Below are 26283 nucleotides of genomic sequence, written 5' to 3'. Positions count from 1 at the left end.
AGTTTTGCCTGTGTAGTGATAGTATTCACCTGACAGTCGGGTAAAAATCAGTGGTCCCGGCTTCTTCTGAAAGAAAAAATGATTTTACCACAAATTATTTAAACTCAGGAGAAACCGATGACCACCAACACCAATGCAGTAGAAAAAGCAAAAAGAAGGAAGCTAAATTTATTAGAGCTTGCTAACGAATTAGAAAATGTAAGCAAAGCTTGTAAGATCATAGGATATTCCCGTCAGCAGTTCTATGAGATTAGAAGAAACTTCCAAACATACGGAGCAGAAGGACTCTTAGATAGAATCCCAGGAGCAACTGGCCCTCACCCTAACCGAGTCAGTGAAGAAATCGAAAAAGAAGTCTTAGAATATTCTCTACTTCGTCCTACCCATGGGTGTTTAAAAGTCGCACAACAACTCAGTCTCAAGGGAATCAAAGTGAGCTCCGGAGGCGTTAGAGGAGTCTGGGCGAGAAATAAACTCGTAACCAAACATCAAAGACTTCTGAGACTCGAAGAACATCATAAAGATCAAATCATACCTCTCAGCGAGGAGCAGATCAAGCTCCTCGAAAGATTCGATCCAGAATACAGAGAAAGGCACATACAAGCCGATTCTACCGGAGAATTAGTTTCCATGGATACATTCATGGTGGGTTCCTTAAAAGGTGTTGGGAGAGTCTATTTACAAACCGTTATCGATTGTCACAGTCGATTTGCTTGGGGAAGACTTTTCAACACAAAGATTCCTGTCACTGCCGTCCAAACTCTCAATAACGATGTTCTTCCATTCTTTGAAAAACATAATATTAAAGTTCAAACCCTTCTTACCGATAATGGTCGTGAGTATTGTGGAAGAGAAGATCAACATCCTTTCGAATTATTTCTTCAATTAGAAGACATCGAACATCGAACTACAAAGGTCCGAAGACCTCAAAGCAATGGATACGTCGAGCGTCTTCACAGAACATTACTCGATGAGCATTTTAGAATTGCAGGAAGAACTAAATTCTACGAGTCCATTGACGAAATGCAAATCGATTTGGAAATCTTCTTTGAGGAATACAATTACAAACGAGCTCATCAGGGAAGAAACATGAACGGAAGAACTCCATCTCAAGTTTTCATCGAAGGAATCAAATTCAAGCAGGACGAGGATACAATTTTAGAAAATTAGGAAATTTCTTTCAGAAGAAGTGTAAGGGGAATACTGTCATTGTACATTTTGCCGCTGTTTGAGTGATATCCCATTTTAGTTTTTTGGAGGGTTAGGCATAAGAACGAAATATATTTTATAATTTTCATTTACTTTGTATTCTTGAATATACTTAATCGCTTTTTCTATACTTCTTATTACATATTCAGAATTAGTTTCTTTTTCATCGGGATCGCAATACCAATTATTGTAATTAGATTCAATAATTCCATTTTTGTATTCATAGACATCGCCACCTAAAATAGGAATATCTAATTTTAAAAATTTCTCCAATGCCATTAAAGCTTGATCTTTAGTAAGAGCCCAATTATTTACTCCTGCATCAGATAAATGAACTCCAATATTCAAGACTTCATATATTTTACGAGGCCAACCATCATCCACATTATTCTCCAGATTTCGGACGGAATAATCTATGGTTGATTATTCCGTCGTTTTCTTTTATAAATTCAAAATTACCTTTATTCCTACCATATTCACCTTGTATTTTGAGCATCTCTCTCGTAATGCCATCGTCGCCTGTAATTTTTGATATTTTCCCATCTTTTTCGAATGCTTTGACACTTTCAGGAAAGGCATGATTATCGCCTTTTTTCATCTGTCCAAGTACTTTGTTGCTATATTTCGTACCGTCAAAGAAACTTTTTTCACCAATATCTACATTGCCCTTTCTATTATTTATCCCAGAATTCCCTCCATGTGTCGCTCCACTTTTGCTACCTTTTCCAAGAAAATTCTTAATATCAGATTTATTAAGGGGATCAAGGCCAGCTTTCCCCATCTCCTTTGCATCATTAGGGGTTACAGATGTACTTCGCGGTTTGTCAGGAAGACTTGGGTTATCTTTATTTGAACCTAATAAATTAGCTAAAAGCCCCGTAGCCGCAGCTCCAAGTCCCCCAGAATATCCACCATTCGAATTTGAAGAGGATCTTCCTGCCCCAACTGCACCTGCGGGTGGGCCTGTTTCCAACGGCCTTTTGCAAGGCACAGTTGACATAGGACTTGTGCAATGCCCCGTCGGATCCTTCGCCCCGATCGGATTCCCCTTCACATACGAGAACCGGTTCCAACCCTGCGTATCCGACTCACCGTCGATGATCGTATCCGCACTGGTAAATCTCGCGATCCCCGGATCGTAGTAACGAGCGTTGTAAAAGTAGAACCCTGATTCCCAATCCAACTCTTGCGAATTGTATTTCGGAGCGAAGTTTGTGTCGCCTTTGTGAACGAAGGTATCTCCATAAGGAAGATACTGCATTCTGGAAAGAGTCTTTCCTTCGTCGTCTAACACGTGTGAAACGGAATCGACTTGGTCTGTGAGGAAGTAGGCGAGCGCTCCCGCTTCGTTCAACGCGGCGATCCGAACTCCGTTCAAGTAGACGTTGTTTACGGATGTGACTAAATTCTCGCTTTCGATGTATTCGAGTCCGTAAAACTTGCTCGGATACAGAATTTCTACGTTTGTAAATTGATTGTTCTTTTGTTCGAGTGCTGATCTTCGAACACGAAATCCGCCTTCGTCATACCAATACGAACCGAGGATCGCGTTGTTTGCGTCTTGGATTTGAACGATTCTGTCTTGAGAATCTACGCTGATTCTTTTTGTTAAATCTTTTGCGTTGTCGCGCTGGCGAGTTAGGTTTCCGTTCGCGTCATATTGGGGCGTTTCCTTCGCGTACGCTCGGACCGGGCTCTCCGCTTCGGTCAAGTTATTGGGTGATTTTCGGAAAGAGTTGTGTTCTGCTTTGGTCGCAATAACTTGACCCCGCATCGATCCCTAACGCAAGCCAAGGATTCAAATATTTCTTTTCTTCTTTTAGTTTTCTCTTACTCAAGGAAAATTGTTTTCAAAGAACACTCTGTTGCTTAGTTTTAAGAAAGTTAGTTAGCACGTGTAATCCAAATCTCTTTAAATTTTTCCAGGATAGTTCGTAATTTCTTTGGATCTCCCTCTGCTAAGAATTTTCCATCCTTTAATGAAAAAGAATACCAATCATCTTCTCCATTCTGAATGAGAGTGCGATCAATCGAAACGCTGTCTAACTCAGTGAAATTTACTTCGATTTTTACTTGCCAACCTCTATCAAGGTTCGTATTGATTGCAATTCCGTACTCGTGTTCCCAATCTCCGTCACATTGTGATTGGAACCACTCCATTAACCAAGAAAACATGCTTTCTGATATAGGGTTATATATGGATTCTTTGTTTTCCCAGATAGATCGAAATATTTCTACTAAGGTTGGAAGTTTAAAAGTATCTCCACTTGCGTCGTAAGTAGCTTTTTCAATAAGGTAGACGAACCAATTTGTTTCATCCTCATTTCGAATTGATCGGGATTTGATTTCAGATTGCTCAAGTTGCGTAGATTTTAAACCAATTTCAATTGTCCATCCGGGATTGTCTAACGTGTCTATTTTGATTTGGTTTTCTAATTCCCATATTCCATTGCATTGATTAGAATACCATCGAATGAGCCAGTCAAAAATGTCTTTTGATCCCATTTATTTCCACCTCGAGTTATTAGGTGTTTCTCCCGGTAATGGCTTTCGGACTCCATTTGGAATTTCTTTTCCCTGAATATGCGGAGTAGTAATTTTTTTACCAGTTGACGAGTTTGTATGTGCTTTGCCTGGGCTACCGTCCCACTGTCCTGCATCACCTCTCACTTTTGGATCAAAATGTCCCGTTTTCGTTTTCTCATATGTTTCATATTTGTAAATATTTCCATCTTTATCTCTCTTGAAACTCGTATGATCCCCAACCTCTGACGCTTTGATTTTATCATTCGGATTGTCTTTGTAAGGAGCAAGTTTGTTAGAAGAACGAGTCGATCCAACATCGGACTTACCGGAGCCATTTCCAGTATTATTTCCTTTATTACTAATACCATTCGCATTTTTCAAGCCTTCTTTAGTTGCATTTATAGCATTAGGCAAAGATCCACGAAGTTTATCTTGAACTTTTAATAAAGAATTCGTTAAGCCAGGGTTGCTACCAAACCTACTACTTAAATAAATGGCGGATGGGAGAGCGGCGGCTCCTAATTCAGCGGCAGCGGCGTACCCTGTAACAGCTGCTCCGGTTGCTACGGCCGTTCCCACTACTGCTTTTTTGGCGCCTTCTGAAACTGCGCTGAGCCCGGCTGAATTGCAGTTAGCACTTCCTTTACACTGGGAGTTCATCATGATTCCAATGCCACCATTGGCTTCATGCCCCGTCGGATCCTTCGCCCCAATCGGATTCCCCTTCACATACGAGAATCGGTTCCAACCTTGCGTATCAAATTCACCGTCAATGATCGTATCCGCGCTTGTAAATCTCGCGATCCCTGGATCGTAGTAACGAGCGTTGTAAAAGTAGAACCCTGATTCCCGATCCAACTCTTGCGAATTGTATTTCGGAGCGAAGTTCGTGTCTCCCTTGTGAACAAAAGTATCTCCGTAAGGAAGATACTGCATTCTGGAAAGAGTATTCCCCTCGTCGTCTAACACGTGTGAAACGGAATCCACTTGATCGGTGAGAAAATACGCAAGCGCTCCCGCTTCGTTCAACGCTGCAATACGAACACCGTTCAGATATACGTTGTTCACGCTTGTGATTACGTTCTCACTTTCGATGTATTCGAGTCCGTAGAATTTGCTTGGATACAGAATTTCTACGTTTGTAAATTGATTGTTCTTTTGTTCGAGTGCGGATCTGCGGACTCGAAATCCGCCTTCGTCATACCAATACGAACCGAGGATCGCATTGTTTGCGTCTTGGATTTGAACGATTCTGTCTTGAGAATCTACGCTGATTCTTTTTGTTAAATCTTTTGCGTTGTCGCGCTGACGAGTTAGGTTTCCGTTCGCGTCATATTGGGGCGTTTCCTTCGCGTACGCTCGGACCGGGCTCTCCGCTTTGGTCAAGTTATTGAGTGATTTTCGGAAAGAGTCGTGTTATGCTTTGATAGCAATAACTTGACCCCGCATCGATCCCTAACGCGTTGTAGTCAGAAACATTTCTTTTCTTCTTTAGGATTTCTCTTACTCAAGGAAAATTGTTTTCAAAGAACGTTATTTTAGTTTTTACAAGGCTTAACCGAGAAACTCACACCCTCGCTCTTCCTTTATTCCCAAAAATAGATTCAAAAACTTTAAATTCAATTTATTGAATGTATTTTCTAAGACAAAAAATAATAATTTGAATTTAAAAATAGGCCAAAAACAAAAGAAACCTTCGTTTTATTGATCAAAGCCTCGGCGAGTTTAGTTTTTGCAATGCTTAGCACTATATTAAAATGATCATCTGCATTTTTTTACAGATTTCAGACGCAGAATAACACTTCAGTTTAACCATTTTGGCTTCAAGTTGGCCGGACCAGACCATCCCCAATCATTTAATAATTCTTTCAAACCATCATCTGAATATTCTTGGTTTTCAGATGGCTCATCAAGAGTGGAAAAGCCGTAACCCGCTTCTAAAATTTGTTTTGTGAATTCGCTGATAGAATCGTAATCGGTGACAATCAGCATGCCCTTTGGAGCGCCAAAATTTTTTACAATAAATGCAACGTCAATTTTATCCCCACTTGGTAACGAAAATGAAGAAGGAACTTCGATTTCAAGTTTCAATTTAATTGCTGCTGATTGCCAAAATTGAAGTAGTTTCATATTTTTTAATCTTTAATTGGAATATGATTAACAGGACCAACGTGTCCATGTGGTTTTTTTCCGTGCTGCCGATTAGGATGTGATTCTGGTCCTCTGACTTTATCGGTCGGGAATGGATCTTTTAATTCTTTATTTAGCTTTTTATATGCCTCCATATCCCCTTTAGTCATTCCTTTTTCCTTATCTTTTTTGGCCATTTCTACAAGAGATTGTTTTTCTTTACTAAAACGTTTTTCATTATTTGTCGTTGTTTTTTGGCTTGTACCACCATTTCCTTTATTACCTGGATTATTTCCTTTGTTAGAAACACCTCCGGATTTTCCGGAGTTATCCATCATTCTGTTAAGAGATTTAGCGGTGTTATAAGCCCCTGATCCAGTAACGGCGACACCATGGGATGTAACTCCAGTACCGTGTGCTATAGCCGGAGCAGATGCAGGTAGTGAAGCCCCATTTGATAATACTGTGGCAGTCGCTGCAACTGCGATTTCGGCCGCTCCGATTGCGGTTTCAGCAACCCCTTGAACAGTAGCTAAAGCGCTACCGACAGCATATCCTTTTTCGAAGTGACCAGGATTCGAAGCATTACTTTTGGGTTTGTCATGCAATTCTTTTTCAAAGGCGCCAAATGAATTTGCATTTGCCCAACCATTCATTATACCTTTCCCAACGTCTTTAGCATCATGCCCCGTCGGATCCTTCGCCCCGATCGGATTCCCCTTCACATACGAGAACCGGTTCCAACCCTGCGTATCAAATTCACCGTCAATGATCCTATCGGCGCTTGTAAATCTCGCAATCCCCGGATCGTAATACCTCGCGTTGTAAAAATAAAACCCTGATTCACGATCCAACTCTTGCGAATTGTATTTCGGAGCGAAGTTCGTGTCGCCTTTGTGAACGAAGGTCTCTCCATACGGAAGATACTGCATTCTGGAAAGAGTATTCCCCTCGTCGTCTAACACGTGTGAAACGGAATCGACTTGGTCTGTGAGGAAGTAGGCGAGCGCTCCCGCCTCGTTCAACGCAGCAATACGAACACCGTTCAAGTAGACGTTGTTTACGGATGTGACTAAATTCTCGCTTTCGATGTATTCGAGTCCGTAAAACTTGCTTGGATAAAGAATTTCTACGTTTGTGAATTAATTGTTCTTCGGTTCGAGAGCGGATCTGCGAACACGAAATCCGCCTTCGTCATACCAATAGGAACCGAGGACTGCGTTGTTTGTTGGCGTTTCCTACGCTTGCGCTCGGATCGGGCTCAAACTCAATATTTCTCCCTATGGGTCGAAATATAATGATTCGGTCAAGTTATTGAGGGATTTTCGGAAAGAGTTCTATTCTGCTTCGGCAGCAATAACTTGACCCCGCATCGATCCCTAACGCATGCCGAGGATCTAAATATTTTTTCTTTTTTTAGATTTCTCTTACTAAAAGAAAATCGTTTTCAATGAACGTTTGGTTGTTTAGTGTAGTTACCCCACTTAAAACCGTACAGCTGAGTTAGCTCCTAAATAATAGGAGTAATGCTATGAATAATACTATTATTAATGACCCGGTTACTGTAATCACATCGGTTCAACGAAGAAGAAGATGGTCTTCAAAGGACAAAGAACAGATAGTAAAAGAGACCTTTGAACCAGGAAATTCAGTTTCTTTAGTGGCGAGAAAGTATAATATAGCCGCCAGTCAGCTTTTTCAGTGGAGGCGGTTTATGGAAAACGGCGCAAGCAAAGGAATCGAGAATGAAGAGAACTTGGTCCCAGAATCAGAGTATAAAAAGCTCGAACAGAGAATTAAGAATTTGGAACGCCTTCTCGGAAGAAAGACCGAAGAGAACGAGATTCTCAAAGAAGCTGTCATTCTTGCTCGTAAAAAAAAACTGATCTCGCAAAAGCCATTGGAAGGAATCGAAGGTTTCCAATGAGTAGAATTGCTACCGCATTAGGCGTTTCTCGGTCGATTTTTAACTACAAGAATCGCGTGCGCGAGAAAAAACATTCGATCAGCGAATTCAAAGAACATATCTTGCAAACGATTAAAGATGTCTGCCATGATAGACCTACCTACGGATATCCAAGAATTACAGCGATCGTCAATCGGATCAATAGAAACAAGGATTTGCCACGAGTGAATCACAAGCGGATTTACCGAATCATGAAGGAACAAAATCTACTTTTACAAAGGAATGTTCCAAGGTTAAAACGGACCCATGAAGGGAAAATCATCACATTAAAAAGCAATGTAAGATGGTGTTCCGATATTTTAGGAATACGCTGTTGGGACGGTAGGCTTATTTGGCTGGCCTTTGTTATGGATTGCCATGACAGAGAAATTATAAGTTATATTTCCTCAACGATTGGCATTGACGGTCAGATGATTCGAGATATGCTTCTTGAGGCAAAGGAGCAACGATTCGGCGATTCCAAAGTTTCTTCGACGCAGTTCCTATCCGACAACGGTCCTCAATATACTTCTTTTGTCACTATGGCTTTTATTGAAACCTTGGGATTTGAAGTCTGTCATACCCCTGCTTATTCTCCAGAGAGCAACGGAATGGCCGAAGCCTTTGTGAAAACATTCAAAAGAGATTATGCTTATGTGAATCGCCTAAACCATGCTGAAGAAGTTATGCTGAAAATACACAATTGGATTGACGACTACAATTCCTTTGCACCACATAAAGGATTGAAAATGATGTCGCCAAAAGAATTTATCGAAAAAGAGCTAACATTGGCTGTATGATTTTTGGGGGTAACTCCACCGTCTCAATATTCAACTTGAATCCAATTTGCCCCAGAAAGTTCTATCTCTAATAGACGTTCATTATTATCCTCCGTGAAGTCGAAAATTAATTCGTCATCTAAATTCTCCGATAACAAATGAATTAACCCATCAGCATTGACTTCAAAAGTAAAATAAGAATTGAAATCCAAAATAGAAGAAATTCGATAAACACCACAATCATTGCTGAATTCCGTCCAAATATAAATAGGAAGTTGATTTTTTGAATAAAGAGTATTTAAAAATCGACTAAATTTTTCACTATTTTTTTCTTCAAACGGTATTTCAAATCTTTTCATTACTTTTATTTTAGAAGGGGAACGTCGTATGCTCTCCATTTCATCTAATGTAAGCAGATTAGATTTATCAAAGGGTTTGTTGGTTAGCTGAGAAATCTCGGCTATATATTTAGGCATTGATAATTTGTATCTGAATTTTTTTAAATTTTCTTCATTCATAATTTACTTTAGATTTATCACTAACTAACTTTGGGCGACCATAATTGTTATAATTTATTTCTCCAGTGTTCTTATCAGTCTTAACTCTACCTGCTTCCCAATGTTTTTCGTTAGGGTGACTTCTGTCCATTGTTTGTTGCTGCACAGATTTCGTTTGCTTACCACCGCCATTCTTTGGAACTTCATATCGATATTCGCGGCCTGAGGCATTTTTTGATTGGGATTTTGGTTGTTGGCTAGTTGGGATACCTTCATTCCGCATTACTTCACGTCTCGCTGCCCTACTCGTTCCCTTATTTTCTACTCGTGAAGTATTTCCTGTTTTTCCAGCTTGTTTTTGCTGAGAGAACGAATTTCCAGTATTTGCTGTATTTGATGATTCTTTAGAGTTTGCTTTTCCACTACGATTACTAGTTGAGCTTGAATTTCCACCAGAACGGCTATAATTACTGTTACCCATTCCGCTTCGAATAGGGCCTCCACCTCCTCCGGTCATAAGCTCAGTTTGAGTTTGGTGCTTTAAAAGTGCGTCAGAGATATGCCCCGTCGGATCCTTCGCCCCAATCGGATTCCCCTTCACATACGAGAATCGGTTCCAACCCTGCGTATCGTATTCCCCATCGATCACCGTATCGGCGCTTGTAAATCTCGCGATCCCCGGATCGTAGTAACGCGCGTTGTAAAAGTAAAACCCTGATTCCCGATCCAACTCTTGCGAATTGTATTTCGGTGCGAAGTTCGTGTCGCCTTTGTGTACAAACGTATCTCCGTAAGGAAGATACTGCATTCTGGAAAGAGTATTTCCTTCGTCGTCTAACACGTGTGAAACGGAATCGACTTGATCCGTTAAGAAGTAAGCGAGTGCTCCCGCTTCGTTCAACGCGGCGATTCGAACTCCGTTCAAGTAGACGTTGTTCACGGATGTGATTACATTCTCGCTTTCGATGTATTCGAGTCCGTAAAACTTGCTTGGATACAAAATCTCTACGTTTGTAAATTGATTGTTCTTCGGTTCGAGTGCGGATCTGCGAACACGAAACCCGCCTTCGTCATACCAATACGAACCGAGGATCGCGTTGTTTGCGTCTTGGATTTGAACGATTCTGTCTTGAGAATCTACGCTGATTCTTTTTGTTAAATCTTTTGCGTTGTCGCGCTGGCGAGTTAGGTTTCCGTTTGCGTCGTATTGGGGCGTTTCCTTCGCTTGCGCTCGGACCGGGCTCTCTGCTTCGGTTAAGAAATTGAGTGATTTTTAGAAAGAGTTGTGTTCTTCTTTGGCAGCAATAACTTGACCCCGCATCGATCCCTAACGCTTAGTAGGTCTTGATATTTCTTCTCCTCTTTCAGATTTCTCTTATTCGAGGAAAATTGTTTTTAAAGAAAGCTCTTTAGTTTTTACGAGCGATAGCGTTCGCTTTCTTCTAGTTTTCGTACTAAAGTAATATATTCCTTTTCCTTCGCTCCGAATTTCATGAAATTTTCCCGAGCTGTTTGCAGGCTAATTTTATTTGCCCCGCCAGAATATGAAGGATCATCATTTTGTACATTATCGTTTTCCCAGTAACAAACGGGACATATTTCATAAGAGCCAGATTCTTCTCCTAAAGTCAAATAGCCACAGCAGGGGCAAAGAAAATTCATATCTTTTTCAATAATCTATTTTTTTTGGAATTGATTCAATATATTTAATATTACGATAAATAAAACAGATAAAGCGAGAATGAAATATTGAAAATAGATAATAATTCGATAAGGCTTATGAAAAATCGAAACAGAATATTTCTCTTTTAACAATTCTTTCTCAATATGTTCCCATAGTGAAAAGGAAAAATTTTCACTATAATTATTTTCTAAGTCATTGATTAAAAACCTTTCAATTAACGCTCTGGCAAAAAAGTTTACCAATTGAACCAATATAAGAAAAAGAGTTATAAAAATAAAGTTTTCTTCGAAAAATTCACTCATCTTTTTTTTCATTTGAGATCGCGTTCATCTTTAAAATAAATGAAAGAATCTTTCTTATCGTTTGCTCGCATTTTTTAAGAATGTAGTGACAGGCGTATTTCCAGAATTACTAAATTGTGAACCTTTTTGAATATGATTTTGTGGCGAACTATTTCCTTTGTAATTTGAATTTTTGCTTTTTAATAATTCTTGGATACTAGTTTTGGACTGAATCTTGCGATTCTCTGGTTTTTGCTTATTGAACGAAATATCACTTTTCGGAGTAAAGAGAGATTTTTTTTCTGTCATATTTTTATTTTGCGGAACTCTCGATTTATTTTCTTCTACTAACTTTAAATTATGCTTTCGAAAAAATTCTTTATTGTAGCCCCCACCACCATCAGGTAAGCCATAACCACCGCCATCACCTTTTCCTATACCAACATTTAATCCAAATTTACTCATATCGTTGTTAAAAATAACGCCAATTCCCAAGTTTGTTTCCGGTATATTAATTGATGCAACATTCCATTTCTCTTTTTCCCATTCTTGTTTAGATGAACTTGGATACCAACTTATATCAAGTCCGGCATCCATTCTTGCTGCGGCTGAATAGTTATAACCAAGACCTCCCCAAACAGCAGTGTCACCATTATTTCTTGCAAACCAATTTTCGACTAAAATCCCACCGTATCCAGAGGCACCAGGACCAACCGCCCATTCAGCTTTTAAATTGATTGTCCAAACTTCATGCCCCGTCGGATCCTTCGCCCCAATCGGATTCCCCTTCACATACGAGAATCGGTTCCAACCTTGCGTATCGTATTCCCCATCGATCACCGTATCGGCGCTTGTAAATCTCGCAATCCCTGGATCGTAGTAACGCGCGTTGTAAAAGTAAAACCCGGACTCGCGATCCAACTCTTGCGAATTGTATTTCGGAGCGAAGTTCGTATCTCCCTTGTGAACAAAAGTATCTCCGTAAGGAAGATACTGCATTCTGGAGAGAGTCTTTCCTTCGTCGTCTAACACGTGTGAAACGGAATCGACTTGGTCTGTGAGGAAGTAGGCGAGTGCGCCCGCTTCGTTCAACGCGGCGATCCGAACTCCGTTCAAGTAGACGTTGTTTACGGATGTGACTAAATTCTCGCTTTCGATGTATTCGAGTCCGTAAAACTTGCTCGGATACAGAATTTCTACGTTTGTAAATTGATTGTTCTTTTGTTCGAGTGCGGATCTTCGAACACGAAATCCGCCTTCGTCATACCAATACGAACCGAGGATCGCATTGTTTGCGTCTTGGATTTGAACGATTCTGTCTTGAGAATCTACGCTGATTCTTTTTGTTAAATCTTTTGCGTTGTCGCGCTGACGAGTTAGGTTTCCGTTTGCGTCGTATTGTAAAGTAAACGTATCGGTTCCGGTTTTGGAAGAATCGATATTCGTGACTTGGTGGTTCGTGTATTGATACGTCCATTCGTCCTGAATCGCGCCGTTGGTTGGATCGTGAATCCGTTTTGCGATTAGGTTTCCATTCTTCGCATAGGAATAACTTTGCCTGAAACGTTTGCTGAGGTTGTCCGAAGTCTCGACGTAGTTTCCGATTGCGTTTGTTAAGCGACCGATTCCGTCGTAGTCGTAATCGTATTGCGAGTTGAACTCGCCAGTGGCGTTTGTGATTCCAACGATATCGTTCTTATTGTTAAACGAATAGACCGCGTCTTGTAGAACTTTCGCAGAGCCGTCAACGTCTCCGGAAGAATGGATTCTCACCATTCTCCCTTTTGTGTCATACGTATAAGTCGTCTCGATTCCATTGCCGAGTGCAAATCCCGCGGTTTGTCCGAACTCGTTGTAAGTGATGTTTTCTACGATGTCCTTGTTACAATAGCCCGGTAGAATTCCGTTCGTATTCACTTGAACAGATATCCCTTCGTAACCGCCTAACGAACCACAAGCCCACCGTTTTTTGGCAGATCCTCGCAAGAAAGACTTCTCGGTATCGTTTCCCAAGACTTAAAAAGATCTCGTAAATAAGCGTAAGGATCGATACCTGAGATCTTTGCATTTTGAATTAACGAATAGAATCCCGCGCTCGCAGTTGCCCCTTGTGGACAACCGGAGAAGAGCCAGTTTTTTCTACCGATCACAAAAGGACGAATGTCGTTCTCAACGAGATTCGTATCTAATTGCAATTCCGGATGATCCAAAAAGAGAAGCAGTTTTTCCCACTGGCCAGAAAGATAAGAGAGCGCTTTTCCCATAGAAGATTTGGGAGCAACTTCGACGATCCGTTTGTTCATCCAAGAACGAATCTCATCAACGATAGGCTTAGATTCGGATTGCCTGAGTTTCAGATGTTCTTCAGAACTTAAACTTTCTACCTTAGCTTTTGACTCGATTGTATAAAGCTTACCGATTTTCTTTACGATCCATTCTGCTTGCACATTCTTAGAATCGATTTTTAGAATTTCGAAAAATCTCCTCCTCGCATGATTCCAACATCCCGCGTGAAGAATCTTAGATTTAACTTTCAACAAAGAATCGTAAGATTCAAAACCGTCCGTTTGGATGATTCCTTCAAATCCCTGGATCCATTCTTCTAAAAACTTAGCGCTCCGACTCGGCTCATAATGATAGAGAACAACGGGCTTTTCTCTGATGAACCCTCGGATCACCCACATATACGATTTGGATGTATTCAACTTTCCTTCTTCGTTTAACACTTGAAGAATCGTCTCATCGATCTGCAAATACTTCGATTTGAAAAGTTCCCTTCTCACATCCTCGATCATCGGAGAAAGTTTTTCAAAAACTTGAATTGCGGTATTGGAAAGGGTGCTCCTTGAAATATCCACTCCCGATCTCTGGAGAATCCCGGCTTGTCTGTAAAACGGAAGAGCATCCGCAAACTTTTGAGTAAGCGTGTGAGCTAAGAATCCGGAAGAAAGCATACTCTTCTCAGCGATCTGATGGGGAACCGGCGCGATTCTTACGACAGGTAGAGTTTCATCAGAAGTTCCTTCACAATGCTTACACGCATACTTAGGGCGAATATGAACTTCGACTTGTATTTTAGCCGGGATAATATCTAACTTCTCGGACTTGTCTTCTCCGATACGAGTAAGCTCGTGACCACAAGAACAGGTTTTATCAATTTCAGGAATATCATGTAGGATTTCGATTCTTGGAAAGTAGTCCGGGAAAGGTTTTCTTCCCGTCTTCTTTCTTGTATGGCTTTTAACAGGACTAAAAAGACTTTCTTCTTCGGGTTCAGGAGAATCTTCTTGCAAGGAGCTTTCTATTTCGTTAAAAAGAAATCCTTGATCTTTTTCGATCTGACTCCATTTCTCAGTCTTTCTCCCGAAAAGCTGGATCTTCAATCTCTCGATCTGATCCAAATGTTCGGATTCTTTCTGTTTTTGGAGTCGTAATTCTTCCTGATATTTATTATTCTCTAATATAATGATTCTTTTTAGTTCTTCTACATCATCAGGAAGAGAGTTTAGATCCAAAGACATTCGGATTCAGTCTTAATACTTTCTTTTCTTGAGTCAAACATTTTCAACTGACATTCTTGTATTTTAGTTTCTTGTGCTCTTTGAAAAAATCGATCCCATTCAATAGCCAATGAAACCTTTCAACGGGTATTTTATGCACTTCCTCCTCTGAGTTCGGCCACGGGAATTTACTCTCTTCCAGTCTCTTCTGCCAAAGGCAAAACCCGCTCTTATCCCAGTAGAGCATCTTCAGTTTATCTTTCTTGCGATTGCAGAAGAGAAAGACGCTCGCCGAATACGGATCTTTTTTCATCTTTCCTTCTACGATTACAGAGAGCGTATTGATCGATTTCCTTAAATCCGTCGCCCCAGGTCGAAGATACACTTTTCTGTTTCCGGGATTTAACTCCATCGTCCTAAACTAAACTGAACGTTTACTTGGAGCGATGCCTTCCCCGACGTATCTATCTTTAGGGTCAAAAATTCGGCTTCTACCAATGACTGAGAATTTGTCGAGGAAGGAGGAATTTCTACAAAGTCGTTCTTCTCTGAATGCTTAGAACGTCTCTCCCAATGATATCGAAACGTCGTGTATTTGAGGTGTCTTTCTTTACAATACTGAGGCTGGGAAAGTCCACTCTTTGAAAAGTCATCAAACTCTTTGGGCCAATCTATTTTCGTTTTTTTCATCAAAGACAGTTTACAACATTTATACGATTAGAAAAAGGTGCGGTTGTTTAGGCGCTTACATCCCTTCGATATATCCTGCGCTTCCGTATTCGTAGCAAGCTCTCATCCTTCCGTGTGAAATCGGATGTTCCGGATAATCGATTCGAGTCACACGACCCAGTAAATCGTATTTGGTTTCGGGTGGCTCCTGCTCCCGCAGGAACGCGCTCTCAGCTCCGGTCAATAAATTGAAAGAAAGGAAAAATAATAAAACAATACTTCCAAATACCAATTTATTGACCACGCTTCGATCCCTGCCACGGGGAAAGAGAGTTAGCGGGATGGTAGGTTCAACTCCTCTATTGAAACCTACGGTTTGCACGTTCCTTAACTATTGGGTCGATTGTTTGAAAAATTTCGAAATTTCCACTCAAGACGTCGCTTGCATAAGTTTTTAGATTTTCTGCGAAATCAGAAACATATTGTTCCCATCCATTTTTTTTATTAAAATAATGTGAATTTTCCGGATATTCGTAAGTGGGACTAAGTAAAGCTGAAGGGTTTCTTAAGTTTATTATATCATCTAAGCCAAAACAATTTAATTTAGTATTTTGAAAAATTTCCCCAGGATTTTCTATTAGCTCTCCATCAATAAGTCTATACAAAATTATAAAAATGTATGACTCTCTATATTCGTAAATAATTTTGACTCCCGTTGTCTCGTTCAGATATAAAATCTCATAACCCCAGTTTTCTTTTTTAGATTTGACAAAGCGAAATTGGTAGTCTAATTCAAGAAACTTAAAACACTTTCTAATCAAAATATCAAAACTTGGTTTTTTCATTTTGGCCTGGGTATTTGTGTTATTGGATAATTTTTTTCCTGAATTAAACTTTTTTCGCGTCCGTAAAACGGACTCGACTTAAGTCTGTTAAGATCAGGCCCAATATCATAAATTTTGTATCCTTCTTTCATCTTAGAGTTCAACCACTTCTCATTACGTTCAAGAGCATTACTCATTTCCTTTGGTGTCATCTCTCTTCCTTTAGGGAAATTTTTACTCCAAGCCTGGTACCATTTCGCATCAACACCTTGATTTTGTAAATTTTTAGCGGCAGTTTTTACTGCGCTCATTCCTTCACCAATTACAATTGCTTTTCCGCTTTTTATTACTTTTTCGGCCCCTTCTATCCCAACTTTCGCAAGCCCCTTTGCTGTCGCTTTCGCAAGTTGAGATCCATACCCTGTAACTGCCGCCTCTTCTAATTCTTTCCGGTTTTTGGGTACCAATGCTGCTGCAGTTTTGTAAATCAATCCAGCAGAATCATGAAGTAACCCGATAGAATTGCCGGAAAAAGACCCGTCTTTCGAAGCTGTTCCAGCTTTGTAAGAGGAATCTCCGAGCTTATTTAATACGTGGTTTACGCCAGCTAAAGTATCTACAACAGCATCATGCCCCGTCGGATCCTTCGCCCCAATCGGATTCCCCTTCACATACGAGAATCGGTTCCAACCCTGCGTATCAAATTCACCGTCAATCAACGTATCCGCACTGGTAAACCTCGCAATCCCCGGGTCGTAATACCTCGCGTTGTAAAAGTAAAACCCGGACTCCCGATCCAACTCTTGCGAATTGTATTTCGGAGAAAAGTTCGTGTCGCCTTTGTGCACAAACGTCTCGCCATATGGAAGGTAGTGCATCAGAGACAACGTATTCCCCTCGTCGTCTAACACGTGGGAAACGGAATCCACTTGATCGGTGAGGAAGTAGGCGAGTGCTCCCGCTTCGTTCAACGCAGCAATCCGAACTCCGTTCAAGTAGACGTTGTTCACGCTTGTGAGTACGTTCTCGCTTTCGATGTATTCGAGTCCGTAAAACTTGCTCGGATACAAGATCTCTACGTTTGTGAACTGATTGTTCTTTTGTTCGAGTGCCGATCTGCGAACTCGAAATCCACCTTCGTCATACCAGTAGCTGCCAAGGATCGCGTTGTTTCCGTCTTGAATCTGCGTAATACGATCTTGAGAGTCTACGCTGATTCTTTTTGTTAAATCTTTTGTGTTGTCGCGCTGGCGAGTTAGGTTTCCGTTTGCGTCATACGACATCGTAAGAGCATCCGAACCCGTCCTACTCGAATCAATGTTCGTAACTTGGTGGTTTGTGTATTGGTAACTCCACTCGTCCGTGATGTTGCCGTTCGTCGGATCGTGGATTCTCTTAGAAGTTAAATTCCCATTCTTTGCGTATTCAAAAGACTGCTGAAACCTTCTCGAAAGATTCCCATCCGCAATCCCTAAGTAGCTTCCGTTAGCACTCGTTAGGCGACCCAGGCCGTCATAACCGTAGTCAGATTGTGTATGGAAGTCAGTCGTGTTGTTTGCAACATTCGTAATGTTGTTGTTCGGATTGAACGAATAGACAGCGTCTTGGAGAACTTTTGTGTTTCCGCCCACATCCCCGGAAGAATGAATTCTCACCAGTCTCCCTTTTACGTCATACGTATATGTCGTTTCGATCCCGTTCCCAAGTGTGAGATTTGCCGTTTGTCCAAACTCGTTGTAGGAAATGTTTTCTACGATGTCCTTGTTACAATAGCCCGGTAGAATTCCGTTCGTATTCACTTGAACAGATATCCCTTCGATATATCCTGCGCTTCCGTATTCGTAGCAAGCTCTCATCCTTCCGTGTGAAATCGGATGTTCCGGATAATCGATTCGGGTCACACGACCCAGTAGATCGTATTTGGTTTCCGTAATATACGGTCCCCCAGTTTCACTTGGAAGAGGATTGCCGACCGACGTTGCCAGGATCGTTCTGGTTTCTTTTCCGGGCGGCTTTCGGAGAAATCTCGTTTCGTAGTTTAGGGTTTCGTTGTATTGTACATTGTTTGTGTCGTTTTGTTTCTCCGAAACCGGGCTCTCGGCTCCAGTCAATAAATTGAAAGAAAGAAACGTTAACCAAAATATCAACTTCAGTCCCAATTTATTGACTCCGCCTCCATCCCTGCCGCTCATAGAGAAAAGTTTTGACGTTATTTGAGCGGTATTTTCAGTTTTTATTTAGTTTTTGCGAGGCTCAGGAACGTTTACGTAGATTTCATCACAATCTGACCAGGAAATATACCAAAGGGGCTCAGAATTTAAATCGCCCTCTTTTTGGTTTTTTATTATCCAAATTTCTTCAAATTCTTCAGGTGATCTACATAACAAAAACGATTTTTCTGATATACTAATTGTTAATTCTCCTTTTTTCGATACTTGAACAGAATTAATTTCGTTGCCGATTAAAGAATATAGTTCAGAAATAATAATTTTCCTTTGTTCGAAAAAATCTTTTTCAGAATTTTGATCTAAATCAGTTATTTTTAAAATGGGATTATTTGTATTTAAGTATATGGTTAATGGTAAATGTGGTCTTCCAATTTGATTAAACTCTATTTCAAGTGTGAGACTATATATATGCAAAGCTTCAAGTTGTGCCCCACATAACATTTGAGAAAGTAGTATTTGAAGATTATCTATTCCCATGCTTTGACTCATTATTGAAAATACATGTGGCTTCTTGATTTTTGTTCATCGCCTTTCATATTTCCAAAGTTTTTGCCAGTATTAGGATTTACAGACATGTTTTCTTGCCCCGATCTTGTTGTCACGACTCTTGGAGGATGATTTGGTCCACCATCCATAATTCGAACATCCATTTTTTTCTCAGGAATATTAAAAATAGTTCCACTTTCTTTTTTGTTTGGATCCCTTTCTTTTGTAGTAAATCCAGCCTTACTTAAAGAATCTTTAACCTTACCTGGAGAATTATGCATTACTGCACCATCCGGAGAAACAATAAAATCAGCCTTTTTATTCCCGGTATTATTCCCTTTATTACTAACGCCCGCATTGCCGCCATCGCCAATACTTTTTTGAGATCCTTTTTTTGCATTTAACGGATCAAGACCGGCCTTCTCCATCTGTTTCGCATCATCAGGGGTTACAGATGTGCTTCGCGGTTTGTCAGGAAGACTCGGGTTATCTTTATTTGAACCTAATAAATTTGCCAAGAGGCCCGTTGCAGCGGCTCCAAGCCCACCTGAATATCCTCCATTGGAAGAAGATTTTCCGGCTCCTGTCGCTCCGCCTGGTGGTCCAGTTTCCAGCGGCCTTTTGCAAGGCACAGTTGACATAGGACTTGTGCAATGCCCCGTCGGATCCTTCGCCCCAATCGGATTCCCCTTCACATACGAGAATCGGTTCCAACCCTGCGTATCAAATTCACCGTCGATGATCGTATCCGCACTGGTAAATCTCGCAATCCCCGGATCGTAATACCTCGCATTGTAAAAGTAAAACCCAGACTCCCGATCCAACTCCTGAGAATTGTATTTCGGAGCGAAGTTTGTGTCTCCCTTGTGAACAAAGGTATCCCCGTAAGGAAGATACTGCATTCTGGAAAGAGTGTTTCCTTCGTCGTCTAATACGTGCGAAACGGAATCGACTTGGTCCGTGAGGAAGTAGGCGAGCGCACCGGCTTCGTTCAACGCCGCGATCCGAACTCCGTTGAGATAGACGTTGTTTACGGATGTGACTACGTTCTCAGATTCAATAAACTCGAGTCCGTAAAACTTGCTTGGATAAAGAATCTCTACGTTTGTGAACTGATTGTTCTTTGGTTCGAGAGCCGATCTTCGAACACGAAATCCGCCTTCGTCATACCAATACGAACCGAGGATCGCGTTGTTTGCGTCTTGGATTTGAACGATTCTGTCTTGAGAATCTACTTGAATCCGTTTCGTAAGATCTTTTGTGTTGTCGCGCTGGCGAGTTAGGTTCCCGTTTGCGTCATACGACATTGTAAGAGCATCCGAACCCGTCCTACTCGAATCAATGTTCGTAACTTGGTGGTTTGTGTATTGGTAACTCCACTCGTCCGTGATGTTGCCGTTCGTCGGATCGTGGATTCTCTTAGAAGTTAAATTCCCATTCTTTGCGTATTCAAAAGACTGCTGAAACCTTCTCGAAAGATTCCCATCCGCAATCCCTAAATAGCTTCCGTTAGCACTCGTTAGGCGACCCAGGCCGTCATAACCGTAGTCAGATTGTGTATGGAAGTCAGTCGTGTTGTTTGCAACATTCGTAATGTTGTTGTTCGGATTGAACGAATAGACAGCGTCTTGGAGAACTTTCGCCGTGCCGCCCACATCCCCGGAAGAATGAATTCTCACCAGTCTCCCTTTTACGTCATACGTATATGTCGTTTCGATCCCGTTCCCAAGTGTGAGATTTGCCGTTTGTCCAAACTCGTTGTAGGAAATGTTTTCTACGATGTCCTTGTTACAATAGCCCGGTAGAATTCCGTTCGTATTCACTTGAACAGATATCCCTTCGATATATCCTGCGCTTCCGTATTCGTAGCAAGCTCTCATCCTTCCGTGAGAAATCGGATGTTCCGGGTAATCGATACGGCTGACGCGGCCGAGCAAATCGTATTTAGTTTCCGTAATATACGGTCCTTGTGTTTCGCTTGGGAGCGAGTTCCCTGCCGAAGTCGCGAGAATTATTCGAGTTTCTTTTTTGACACGACCGAGTTTGTCGTAACTGAAGGTTTTGTTTTGAATCCCGTCTTCCACGCGAACGAGTTTGCCGAGGGAATTTTCGCTTCCGGAAACGGAATCGTAAGTGTATTGGATGTCTCTTTCGGGGATGTGTTTTGTGAGAATTCTTCCTAAAGAATCGTAATCAAGAGAAGTCGTAACTCCTTTCGCGTTCGTGTTCGAGGTCAGATCGCCGAATGAATTGTAGGTGTAGGAACTCACACCCAAATCCGGATCGCTTTCTCCACGAAGTTTCCCAAACGCGTCATAACTCCAATACGTTTGGTTCCTTCCAGAAACGTCCTTTGCGGGAACTCCGGCAAGAACGCCCGGACAAGACAACGGAGTTCCGTCATTTAAGTCAGACTTCTTCGTTCTCTGACCCGCAATATCGTAACAAAATCCGATCTTCGCTGCGATTCCGTCGGACGCGAAGTCTTCCACATACAAAATCTGTCCTCTCGCGTCGCGAACGATTCGTTTGCTCTGGCCGCTTGAGTGATTCTCCGTGCTTTCAAACGGATCGTTGTAGGTCGTTGTAATCGTTGTCGGCGAAGTTTCTCCCTGCGCTAAAGGAAGAATCGTCTTTTTGATTCTTCCGATCGGATCGTATTCGAACGTTGTCGGATTTCTTTCTTCGAGATGGAGAACGAACGTGTCCATTTCTCCCGACGTCGCCCAATTCGATTGGCTTTTTCGGATTACTTTTCCGTTTCCATCGTAAACGATTCTTCCTGTAAGAACAGGATTGCCGTTCGATCCGGTTTTTACCGTGTAGATGTTCCGTCCCGTTCCGTCCGAGTATGTCTTGGAAGCAAAATCCGGGTCGCCCGTTCCGGAAGGAAAAGTCGTCTTTGCGCTCAGAGGAAAAGAAGAATGATATGAATGTGTGGAAATCGTCCGAGTTCCGTCATCGGTGTCTGCGCTTGCACGGGTGATTCTCCCGTACGAATCGTATTCAAAATAGTGTTTGTTTCCGTTCGGATCGGTTTCTTCGGTCGGAGAACCGAACGCGGTAGAATAATCGATCTTGTATCGAGTCGGAAGCTGAATTGAACCTCCGAATGAAATCTTCTGAGTGACGAATTGATGCAGTTCATCGTCGAAAGTGTAGGAACTCCCTCGTGTCGGATTTCCACTTGTGTTCTTTTCGGCGGTTTGATTCCCGTACGTGTCATATTCGTATTCGATTGTTTGGGCCGTCGCGCTGGGAAGTCCGGTTCCGGTGTAGGAACTCACACGCTTCGTAAGATTTCCGAGGGAGTCGTAGCTCAACACGGAAGTAACTTCGTGGGAACTCCCCGCCAAAGTCGTATTTCTCGTGACCCTTCTCTGATTCGTGGAATCGTCCGTTTCGAAATCCGTGATTTCGGTCGTGGTCGTAACTCCGTGCGCGCCATCGCTGAAGTGATCGATCGTAGAAGAAGTCTTCCGACTGATTTTGGCCCCGTCCAAAATCGTATTCAGATTTTGTGTCGTAGTTCTGGAACCGCTCAGGAATTTTTCAATCTTTGCGGTTTGGGCCATATATCCGACCGGGCCCGAAGCGTACTGAATTTGTAGGATCTCATACGAATTTTGAATCACACCGTATTCGTTGTTATCGTTTCCGACGATGCGGGTTTCTTTTTCGGCTCCGCCTAACGCGCGGTTGCGCAGAAAGTCGGAGTAAGGAGTTGTATGATATGTGTGAACCGTTCTCGCACCGTATGCGTCCTTGACCGTAAATTCGGAAAATCCGAAAAAGTCCGTTTCTTTTTTGCCGTTCACAAAAGCGGAGAATGCGAATCCGTTTTTATATTCGTAATCTTTTCTGATTCGATTGGAAAAGCCGTCATCGAGCGTAACCGATGTGCAAACTCTGTAACTCGTGGGAAGATCGGGAACACCGTCTCCTCCCGTGTTATCGAACTTAGTCGAATGTTCGTATGTGAGTTCGTAAAAACCGCCGATCCCGTTCTTGATTCTTTCCATTACATCGGGAAACGAACCTGTGGAAAGAGCAAAATACCAAGTGGGTTCTTTGAGATGAAAGATTCCGATGTCGGTGAGTCCGTCTCCGTTGTAATCGCCTTGAATCCATTGAAAAACGTAAACTTTGGAAATCAGGTCGGGTCTGTCCAAAATCCTTACAACGACGTTGGAAGGAAGAGAAACGATTTTGCTTTGAGAAAGATCGTAGAGTTTGTCTTCTCCGCCGGAAATGATAAGAGGGTTCCCGCCCGAATCAAAACGATCGCTAAAGCCGATCGTTCCCGCGTTGTAAATCGTTCTCGAAACCGAAGTCGCATTAATTTTAATTTTGTAAAATGAAGTTCCGTTATCGAGAATTTTTCCGAAAACGATCGAACCGTCGCTTGTCAATGCGTATTGAATTCCCGCGCTGCTTGCTGAGTTATATTCGGAAGTCGTGAACGGAAGGGGAATGTCTCCCGTTAATCGTTTAAATTGGATCTGAGTTCCGCTGATCGTTCCCAAATACCATTTGTGAGTCGTGGTTCTTCTGTCTACGAGAGCGAGCTGGGCTTGGGTCGTTGTAAACTTACCGGAGAATAAGCTGAATTCTTTTCTGCGTTGACGATTTTCTCCCGTGCCCGCTTGAAAAAGATCGTTGAGATCCGTTGCAGAAAGATCACCGCTCGGGGTTAAAACCTTGACTCCGCCCAAGCCGCTCAAAATAAAACGCGCGTTTCCGGACGAAGTTTGATCGTCTAAGATCAACGCTGATTGAGAACTGTTGGTTTCGAAATGATCGACCACATAACCGCTGTTTTGCGGATCAAATTTCGTAACGTCCGTGTCCGTGAATGTCGCTAAATTAGAAAGATCGAATGTAGTTCCGCTCGTGTTTTTGAGAACGAAAAATTGATTTATGTTTCCCTGTTTTTTGTGAAAAAGAACCTCGTCCTTAATCGCGTTCGTATATCGATCCGGTTTTCCGCCGAAGAGAATACCGATTCCGGAAGCCTCGGGATTCAGGTTTGTGTTCACCCTTGCGGTAAAAGAATTTCCCTGTTTGAGATCGAACGCGTTGTCCTTACGATCGTAGATCAAGAGTTCAGGAGAAGACGAACAATCGTCCGCCGTAAAACAACCCGCAAAGACGAGTTCTCCTTTTCCGTAATTTAGATTTCCGTCATATTTGTATTTGAGTAAGAGAGACTTAGAGTTCGATGCGGCCGGAAAGTTGGCAACCGCTTGTTCGAGTTTCACCTCGTCCTTGGGAAGAGGGGTTTTCATGATTCTGTCCTGATCGGGACCGTAGCTCATGTCGCTGTAAATTTTATAACGGAATCCGCTCTGCGTCGCTTCTCCGATCCAAAACTTACCGTCGTTCGCCGAAAAGAATCCGATGTCGCTTCTTCCGTCTCCGTTAAAATCGCCTTGAAGCCAGCGAGTGATCGGTTTGAACTGAGGCGTTTTGGACCAGATTCTAAAGTTGATCGTTCCGTCACCGGTTTCGCCTAACGTCCATTCTCCCGAAGAGCGATCGAATATTAGAAAATCCGAAAATCCATCCCCGTTGAAGTCTCCCGAAAAACGATCGTGTGAGAAAATTCCCTGTTCGGGCGCGGTAAAAACCTTATACAATTTCCATTGCATCTTGAAGTAGATCGGGTCGGTTTTGTTGTCGTTGCGATAATTCTCTCCAACGAGCCATTTCCCCGAACGCGAATCGTAAAGGGAAATATCGGTTCTTCCGTCTCCGTTGTAATCGCCGACTAAAAAGTTGATCTTATCGCGGTCCTTTCCTTGTTTGGAAGAATCGTTCGTAGACGCGCTGTCTAAGTTTCCATCGGGAGAATAATCTCCTCTGAAAACGTTTTGAAATTTTTTGGCAAAGCGGAGAAATTCGAAACTTCCTCCCTTGTTGAGCATGAGAGTCCATTGGCCTGTAGGCTCGTCGAATAAAACCGAATCGGAAAGACCGTTGCCGTCATAGTCGCCGGGAAACCATTCCATACGAAAGATGTCGGGAATACCGGCCATCAATCTTCCGTAAGACTTGAATTGAAAAACTCTCCCGTCGTGTTCTGCGACGACGAAGTCTCTTGTTTCGGGAAGATAAAATGCGATGTCAGAACGTCCGTCTCCGTTGTAATCGCCGCTGACGTTTCCCTTAAAAAATCGGATTTTTTCCGCGTTATCGTACCCTTGATAACGGTTCGCATAGATTTTAAAATTGTATCCGCCTTCTTTTCTTCCTTCCGCGGCTTTCCAGTTCCCGGACTTCGGATTAAAAAATAGAAGATCCGAAATCCCGTCACCGTTGAAGTCGCCTTCGAAGTATTGTGTTGATTCGGGATTGTCTTCCGATTCGGAGGAGGCTTGATTGACGACGTTCTGCCAAGTCAGAAGTCTACTCGAAGTCTGATATTGAAATTCGGGCGCAGTCGTATGTCTGCTGGATTGGATCGATTTGAGGATCGGTCTTCCCGAATCGGGAGAATTTTCATAGATCGGAACATAGTCCCAGAGTTTACCGCTTCCGTCCCAGCCGACTTCGATGCGCTCGAGAATCTTATCCATTTTCATAAGAAATCCAGGAGTGTTGGAAACGTAAAAATCGTCTCTCTGTTTCGTATAAAAACGGACATATTGACGTGCGGATGCTCCGGTTCTGGAATTTCCCGTATAACGGATCTCTTTTAGATATAAATTTCGTTTATTATAATATTCGGAATTGTCGTATTGAACTTGGAGATAGTTACCGTTTCTATCCTCCGTTTTTGAAAGATACCAGCTATACGTCTGGCTTGGATTTGCAGGATTGTAAATTCTACTCGCATTGCTTTCGCCGAAAGTGTTTTTCGTTCCGGAAGAATCTAATACTTCCCAAACCCCGCCGCTTTCTATATTCGTAAGTCTTAATACTACTAAGTCTTCGCCTGTGATTTCGGGTCTGTAGGTTCCATTTTCGTTTGTGGTGCTTCCCGAAACTTTTACGAGTCTCGTTCCGTTCCAAGTGAACGAATCCCGATTGTCATAGTAGAGTGCTCCGTATTCCGGCGTTCGAGTGATGGAACCAAGTCCGAGGTTCCAGCCAACCCCAAGCCATCCGTCTCCTCCCGTGGAAGAATAAGAAATTGCTAATTTAGGTTCGACGCCCGCTCGTCCTGACGGAGTTTCGATCGGATATGAAAGTGATACACCGCCGAAGTGGTTCGGTTCCGGCGGTGCGACGAATGCCGCGCCTGATAAGGGATCTGCCTTCGTATCGGGGTCGTCGATCGCTTTGCTGTAATTCGTAGAGATAGAAAAAAGGTCGCTTCCTTCGGGCGCTGGAGCTGAACCGGGCCCGATGCCGGAACCGGAAGAGGGTAATCCTGCTCCGCTTGGTAAACCTAAAAGTAACAACCACCAAGGCGGTTTGCTACCCTTTCCTCCGAAAAGTTTACAGGAGGATGAGGTTGTAAGAAAGAATGCGGTCATGAGTATGACCGCGATGGTTCTACCTTTCATATTATCTTTTCTCA

The 26283-nt window shown here is 42.3% G+C and carries 16 protein-coding genes and 4 pseudogenes; 2 read left to right on the top strand and 18 right to left on the bottom strand.

Going from position 1 to position 26283, the window contains the following annotated elements; all coding sequences use genetic code 11:
* The first annotated feature begins 117 nt into the window (after positions 1-117).
* Complete coding sequence (locus LFX17_RS13870) at positions 118-1170, top strand: IS481 family transposase (protein WP_238747128.1); 1053 nt, start codon at positions 118-120, stop codon at positions 1168-1170.
* A gap of 75 nt (positions 1171-1245) precedes the next feature.
* On the opposite strand, the gene imm40 is transcribed toward LFX17_RS13870, so the two are convergent.
* From imm40 to LFX17_RS21035, 6 genes and pseudogenes are all read right to left on the bottom strand, one after another.
* Positions 1246-1593 carry an Imm40 family immunity protein gene (gene imm40 / locus LFX17_RS13865; protein ID WP_238747127.1) on the bottom strand — a complete coding sequence of 116 codons (348 nt, stop codon included), beginning with the start codon at positions 1591-1593 and terminating at the stop codon, positions 1246-1248.
* 1 nt (position 1594) lies between these two features.
* A complete protein-coding gene (locus tag LFX17_RS13860; protein WP_238747125.1) occupies positions 1595-2920 on the bottom strand; it encodes an RHS repeat domain-containing protein in 1326 nt (441 codons plus the stop codon).
* Positions 2921-3093: 173 nt separating this feature from the next.
* A complete protein-coding gene (locus LFX17_RS13855) occupies positions 3094-3714 on the bottom strand; it encodes an Imm53 family immunity protein (protein ID WP_238747124.1) in 621 nt (206 codons plus the stop codon).
* Positions 3715-5121 carry an RHS repeat-associated core domain-containing protein gene (locus LFX17_RS13850; RefSeq protein ID WP_238747123.1) on the bottom strand — a complete coding sequence of 469 codons (1407 nt, stop codon included), beginning with the start codon at positions 5119-5121 and terminating at the stop codon, positions 3715-3717. It abuts the gene before it with no gap.
* A gap of 417 nt (positions 5122-5538) precedes the next feature.
* A complete protein-coding gene (locus LFX17_RS13845; protein WP_238747122.1) occupies positions 5539-5865 on the bottom strand; it encodes a hypothetical protein in 327 nt (108 codons plus the stop codon).
* 683 nt (positions 5866-6548) lie between these two features.
* Positions 6549-7091 (bottom strand): annotated as a pseudogene (locus tag LFX17_RS21035) (RHS repeat-associated core domain-containing protein); the annotation flags it as partial.
* Between the two features lie 305 nt (positions 7092-7396).
* Here LFX17_RS21035 and LFX17_RS13835 point away from each other — a divergent pair.
* Positions 7397-8610 (top strand): IS3 family transposase gene (locus LFX17_RS13835; protein WP_238747121.1). Its coding sequence is split into 2 segments (ribosomal slippage): positions 7397-7739 and positions 7739-8610, totalling 1215 coding nucleotides; the frame shifts between segments, so codons are not numbered across the junction.
* Positions 8611-8633: 23 nt separating this feature from the next.
* Here LFX17_RS13835 and LFX17_RS13830 read toward each other — a convergent pair.
* The 12 genes and pseudogenes from LFX17_RS13830 to LFX17_RS13775 form a co-directional block, all read right to left on the bottom strand.
* Positions 8634-8948: a hypothetical protein gene (locus LFX17_RS13830; RefSeq protein ID WP_319941273.1), complete on the bottom strand. Its 315-nt coding sequence runs from the start codon at positions 8946-8948 to the stop codon at positions 8634-8636.
* Positions 8949-9099: 151 nt separating this feature from the next.
* Positions 9100-10302 (bottom strand): annotated as a pseudogene (locus tag LFX17_RS13825) (RHS repeat-associated core domain-containing protein); the annotation flags it as partial.
* Positions 10303-10502: 200 nt separating this feature from the next.
* Entirely contained in the window at positions 10503-10748 is a 246-nt protein-coding gene (locus LFX17_RS13820) for a CPCC family cysteine-rich protein (protein ID WP_238747119.1), read from the bottom strand.
* A gap of 1050 nt (positions 10749-11798) precedes the next feature.
* Positions 11799-12989: pseudogene (locus LFX17_RS20880) on the bottom strand (RHS repeat-associated core domain-containing protein); the annotation flags it as partial.
* A gap of 5 nt (positions 12990-12994) precedes the next feature.
* Positions 12995-14572 carry an IS66 family transposase gene (gene tnpC, locus LFX17_RS13810; RefSeq protein ID WP_118966396.1) on the bottom strand — a complete coding sequence of 526 codons (1578 nt, stop codon included), beginning with the start codon at positions 14570-14572 and terminating at the stop codon, positions 12995-12997.
* Positions 14573-14615: 43 nt separating this feature from the next.
* Positions 14616-14963 (bottom strand): IS66 family insertion sequence element accessory protein TnpB, encoded by a 348-nt coding sequence (gene tnpB, locus LFX17_RS13805; RefSeq protein ID WP_118966397.1) that lies wholly within the window; start codon positions 14961-14963, stop codon positions 14616-14618.
* Positions 14954-15241 carry an IS66 family insertion sequence element accessory protein TnpA gene (gene tnpA / locus LFX17_RS13800; RefSeq protein ID WP_118966454.1) on the bottom strand — a complete coding sequence of 96 codons (288 nt, stop codon included), beginning with the start codon at positions 15239-15241 and terminating at the stop codon, positions 14954-14956. Before tnpA ends, tnpB begins: the two co-directional genes overlap by 10 nt.
* A 55-nt stretch (positions 15242-15296) precedes the next feature.
* Positions 15297-15524: a hypothetical protein gene (locus LFX17_RS13795; RefSeq protein ID WP_238747118.1), complete on the bottom strand. Its 228-nt coding sequence runs from the start codon at positions 15522-15524 to the stop codon at positions 15297-15299.
* 55 nt (positions 15525-15579) lie between these two features.
* A complete protein-coding gene (locus tag LFX17_RS13790; protein WP_135589976.1) occupies positions 15580-16065 on the bottom strand; it encodes a hypothetical protein in 486 nt (161 codons plus the stop codon).
* Between the two features lie 602 nt (positions 16066-16667).
* Positions 16668-18047: pseudogene (locus LFX17_RS13785) on the bottom strand (RHS repeat-associated core domain-containing protein); the annotation flags it as partial.
* Between the two features lie 234 nt (positions 18048-18281).
* Positions 18282-18749, bottom strand: coding sequence for a hypothetical protein (locus LFX17_RS13780; protein WP_238747117.1), 468 nt, complete (start codon positions 18747-18749; stop codon positions 18282-18284).
* Positions 18750-18760: 11 nt separating this feature from the next.
* The gene (locus LFX17_RS13775; RefSeq protein ID WP_238747116.1) at positions 18761-26269 is read right to left on the bottom strand and encodes a SpvB/TcaC N-terminal domain-containing protein; all 7509 of its coding nucleotides are present in this window, start codon (positions 26267-26269) and stop codon (positions 18761-18763) included.
* Positions 26270-26283: the final 14 nt, after the last annotated feature.

The organism is Leptospira sanjuanensis (genome assembly GCF_022267375.1).
GTDB classification, from domain to species: domain Bacteria; phylum Spirochaetota; class Leptospiria; order Leptospirales; family Leptospiraceae; genus Leptospira; species Leptospira sanjuanensis.
The sequence above is the reverse complement of the archived record's forward strand: the minus strand, read 5'-3'. Positions and strand labels throughout refer to the sequence as shown.

Excerpts from the sequence above, each read along its gene's own strand:
- LFX17_RS13775 (WP_238747116.1), bottom strand. The coding sequence starts at position 26,269 with ATGAAAGGTAGAACCATCGCGGTCATACTCATGACCGCATTCTTTCTT.
- LFX17_RS13820 (WP_238747119.1), bottom strand. The coding sequence starts at position 10,748 with ATGAATTTTCTTTGCCCCTGCTGTGGCTATTTGACTTTAGGAGAAGAA.
- tnpA (WP_118966454.1), bottom strand. The coding sequence starts at position 15,241 with ATGAAAAAAACGAAAATAGATTGGCCCAAAGAGTTTGATGACTTTTCA.
- LFX17_RS13780 (WP_238747117.1), bottom strand. The coding sequence starts at position 18,749 with ATGGGAATAGATAATCTTCAAATACTACTTTCTCAAATGTTATGTGGG.
- LFX17_RS13790 (WP_135589976.1), bottom strand. The coding sequence starts at position 16,065 with ATGAAAAAACCAAGTTTTGATATTTTGATTAGAAAGTGTTTTAAGTTT.
- LFX17_RS13830 (WP_319941273.1), bottom strand. The coding sequence starts at position 8,948 with ATGAAAAGATTTGAAATACCGTTTGAAGAAAAAAATAGTGAAAAATTT.
- tnpB (WP_118966397.1), bottom strand. The coding sequence starts at position 14,963 with ATGGAGTTAAATCCCGGAAACAGAAAAGTGTATCTTCGACCTGGGGCG.
- LFX17_RS13855 (WP_238747124.1), bottom strand. The coding sequence starts at position 3,714 with ATGGGATCAAAAGACATTTTTGACTGGCTCATTCGATGGTATTCTAAT.
- LFX17_RS13870 (WP_238747128.1), top strand. The coding sequence starts at position 118 with ATGACCACCAACACCAATGCAGTAGAAAAAGCAAAAAGAAGGAAGCTA.
- LFX17_RS13845 (WP_238747122.1), bottom strand. The coding sequence starts at position 5,865 with ATGAAACTACTTCAATTTTGGCAATCAGCAGCAATTAAATTGAAACTT.
- tnpC (WP_118966396.1), bottom strand. The coding sequence starts at position 14,572 with ATGTCTTTGGATCTAAACTCTCTTCCTGATGATGTAGAAGAACTAAAA.